Source organism: Chloroflexota bacterium, assembly GCA_020850535.1.
Taxonomy (GTDB): Bacteria; Chloroflexota; UBA6077; order UBA6077; family JACCZL01; genus JADZEM01.
On the sequence record JADZEM010000039.1, the window covers coordinates 1 to 3,772 of the forward strand.

General features: G+C 68.6%; 3 protein-coding genes. 1 reads left to right on the forward strand and 2 read right to left on the reverse strand.

Going from position 1 to position 3,772, the window contains the following annotated elements:
• Positions 1-318: 318 nt before the first annotated feature.
• Positions 319-1,461, reverse strand: a complete 1,143-nt coding sequence (locus IT306_06170; protein MCC7367987.1) for a glycosyltransferase family 4 protein — start codon at positions 1,459-1,461, stop codon at positions 319-321.
• Positions 1,462-1,505: 44 nt separating this feature from the next.
• The gene (locus IT306_06175; protein ID MCC7367988.1) at positions 1,506-1,901 is read right to left on the reverse strand and encodes a DUF2203 domain-containing protein; all 396 of its coding nucleotides are present in this window, start codon (positions 1,899-1,901) and stop codon (positions 1,506-1,508) included.
• A gap of 111 nt (positions 1,902-2,012) precedes the next feature.
• On the opposite strand from IT306_06175, the gene IT306_06180 reads away from it, so the two are divergent.
• Positions 2,013-3,395, forward strand: coding sequence for a class II fructose-bisphosphate aldolase (locus IT306_06180; protein ID MCC7367989.1), 1,383 nt, complete (start codon positions 2,013-2,015; stop codon positions 3,393-3,395).
• The last annotated feature ends 377 nt before the right edge of the window (positions 3,396-3,772 follow it).

Below are 3,772 nucleotides of genomic sequence, written 5' to 3' on the forward strand. Positions count from 1 at the left end.
GCAATCGCCCTGATGCTGCTACCAGTGCAATCGTATGTTGAGCGCGTCGTGCCGCCGCGTCGGGGCTTGAAAGCCCCGCCTACGATCCTGCAGTCGCTGCGCGACGCTCCAGTCTCACCGGACGACGGCTGTTCCCGGTCTCCGTCGCGCAGCGACGGAATGACGGTAGGCGGGGGTTTCAACCCCCGACCGCCCGTTCCATGATGCTTCGGGGACACCAATAAACATGCAATCGCCCTGGGTCGCCGGATCTCCGGTGGCCGCCCTTCGACATTCCTGCCCCCACGGCCTGTGGCCCACGCCCCACGACTCATACGATCATCGACCGAGCACCCTGCTCGGCCGTTCGGCACGGGCTTCGCGGTAGGCGTCGAGCGTCTGGCGGGCGGCGCGCTCCCAGGTGAAGCCGACCGCGCGCTCAGGGCCGCGCCGCGCGAGATCGGCGCGGAGGGCTGTGTCCCCGATCAGCCGGAGGAGGACAGCGGCCAGGGCGTCGGCGTCGCCGGGCGGGTGACGCAGGGCCGCGTCGCCGGCCACCTCCGGCAACGACGACGTGTCTGCGATGACGGTGGGCGTCCCCCGTGCGAGCGCTTCCAGCACCGGCAGCCCGAAGCCCTCGTAGAGCGAGGGGTAGGCGAAGGCCGTCGCGCCGTCGAACAGGGGCGGCAGGTCGGCGTCGGCGGCGTCCTCGATGTGCCGCACGGCGTCCGACAGCGTGAGGCTCGTGATGGCCTCGAAGATCGGCTCGTAGAGCCAGCCGCGCCGCCCGACCAGCGCCAGCAGCAGGTCAGGATGCTGCCGGCGCACCTCGGCAAACGCCCGCAGGAGGGTCGGGATGTCCTTGCGCGGCTCCAGCGTCCCGAGAAACAGCAGGTACGGGCGGTCCAGCCGCCAGCGTGCGCGGACCCGTGCCTGGGCGGCAGGATCGGGCGGCGCGCGGAAGCGGTCGTCCAGGCCGTTCGGCACGACGCGCACCCGTGCTGCCGAGACGTTCAGCAGGTCGGCAAGATCGCGGGCCGTGGCCTCAGAGACGACGATGGTCCGCTCGGCGCTCTGGACTGCCCGCTGCACCTGTCCGTAGTACCGTCGGCTCTCGGCGGTCAGGGTCTCCGGGAAGCGCAGGAAGGCCACGTCGTGGACGGTCACCACGGCCGGGCAGGTCCGGCGGAACGGCGGGATGACGTCCGGGCTGTGCAGCACGTCCGGGCGGACCCGCCCGATCTCCAGCGGCAGCGTCCACTGCTCCAGCCGGTGATGCGGCGGCGTCAGCAGCGGCGTCGAGCGGAGATTCGGGGCGTGGGGCAGCTCGCGGGCACGCGGGCCGCGCTGCTTGATGCTTCGGAGCAGGGTGAAACGGTCGTCGGGGGCGATCTTGGCGAGGGCGCGCGCGAGGCTCAGCGTGTAGTGCGCGATGCCTCCAGCGGTGTAGTGGGCGAGGCGGGCGTCGAGCGCAACGTGCATGACGAGTGTTCGGCGATCAGGTGTCAGTGGTCAGTTGAGGACGGTCAGAGCGGCTGGCGGCCGGCGAACCCGGTGTCGGTGTCGTGCCAGTAGCCGATCTCCGTCTCGCCCAGGCGCCAGCAGAGGTAGACGATCTTGTCGCCACGGATCGACGGAAAGTCGATCAGCCCGAGGGCGGGATCTTTCAGCTCGACGCCCAGCTCCTGAACCTTGAGCAGCTCGGCGTTGATCTCGGCCATCAGGTCGGTGCGGGCGGACTGCCCCTCGCCAAACGAGCCTTCGTGGTCGGCGTGGCCGTTGGTGCGCGCCTTCCAGTGCAGGCTGACGATGTCCCGCTCGGCGCGCTCCAGGCGGGCGCGCAGCATGATGATCCGCTCCAGAATCGGGCGGAGGGTCGGCAGGAGCGCGATCGCCTCGTCGAGCGTGAAGTACCGAGTCATGGTGCGGGCAGTGTACCAGGGGGCGCAGACGAGACACAGGGAAAGGCGACCTTGCCTGCTATAACTGAACCGTCTCGTGTCAAGGTTGACGTGCAGGAGGTAGCCGTCGCTATGAAGTACGCCAGTGTGTCTGAAATGTTGGACGCCATTCGGGGCGCCATCCAGTTGACCAACGGCCGCGTCACCGTCTCCAACGCCGACCTTCTCCGCAATGAGCTGATCGACCGGCTGGCCCACACCGCCGTCTTCGGCGACGCCGACACCGCTGCCGCCGCGAAGTGGCTGATCTGGCAGTCCGCCTGGGAAGTCGGGGTCAAGTCCGCCTCGATTGACTCGCTCTATCAGGCGCGCGCGCGCGGCGAGTACGACGCCATCACCGTGCCGGCCGTCAACGTGCGCGGCATGGCCTACGACACCGCCAAGGCGCTGGTCCGCGCGGCGAAGGCGAAGAACTGCGGCGCGTTCATCTTCGAGCTGGCCCGCTCCGAGATGGGCTACACGGAGCAGAACTGCGAAGAGTTCGCGACCGTCGTCACCGCCGCCTCGATCCGCGAGGGGCACGTCGGGCCGATCTTCATCCAGGGCGATCACTACCAGGCGAACGCCGGGCGCTACAAGGCCGACCCTGAGAAGGAGATCGACGGCCTGCGGAAGCTGATCCGTGAGGCCGTGGCGGCCGGCTACGGCAACATCGACATCGACACCTCGACCCTCGTGACGCTGGAGCCGGAGTCGCTGGCCGAGCAGCAGAAGCACAACGTCACCCACACCGGCGAGCTGGCGACGCTCATCCGCCAGATCGAGCCGGAGGGCGTGACGATCTCCATCGGCGGCGAGATCGGCGAGGTCGGCAAGCACAACAGCACCGTGGCCGAGCTGAAGGCGTACCTCGACGGCTTCAACGAGCACTTCGCAGGGGGGCCGCGCGGCCTGAGCAAGGTCAGCGTGCAGACGGGCACCAGCCACGGCGGCGTGGTACTGCCGGACGGCACCATCGCGCGGGTCAAGATCGACTTCGAGACGCTGCGCGAGCTTGGCGCGGTGGCCCGCGAGTACGAGCTGGGCGGCGCGGTGCAGCACGGCGCTTCGACTCTTCCGGCTGAGGCGTTCGGCGAGTTCCCGAAGGTCGGGACGCTGGAAGTCCACCTGGCGACAGAGTTCCAGAACATCACGCTGGACGGCGGCCACTTCCCGGCGGACCTGAAGGAAGAGGTCCGCAAGTGGTGCTTCGACAACCTGCTCGGCGAGCGCAGCAAGGACGACTCTGACGAGCAGTTTGTCTACAAGGCCCGCAAGAAGATGTGGGGGCCGTTTAAGCAGCAGACCTGGAACCTGCCGAAGGAGTCCGCCGAGGGCATCGGCCAGGATCTGCAGAACAAGTTCGAGTTCCTGATGGATCAGCTCAACGCGACGAACACCACGGATCTCGTGGCGAAGCACGTCAAGGCGGTCCAGATCAACAAGCCGCTGCCGGAGAGCCTGAAGGGCAAGTAGCCCTCAGCCGCCGCAACAGGTCGCACGTTCACGAGAGGGGAGCAGGCCATTGGCCTGCTCCCCTCTCGCCTGTCCGGCGCTCATGCCCCGCCCGGCGTGGCCGGCGGCCGGACGCGCCCACCGCAGGCCGGAGGCGTACCCCCAGGGCGATTGCATGTTCATTGGTGTCCCCGAAGCATCATGGAACGGGCGGTCGGGGGTTGAAACCCCCGCCTACCGTCATTCAGTCGCTGCGCGACGGCCGCCGGGAACGGCCGGCACTGGTGCGACTGGAGCGTCGCGCAGCGACTGCAGGATCGTAGGCGGGGCTTTCAAGCCCCGACGCCGCCGCACGACGCGCTCAACATACGATTGCACTGGTAGCAGCATCAGGGCGA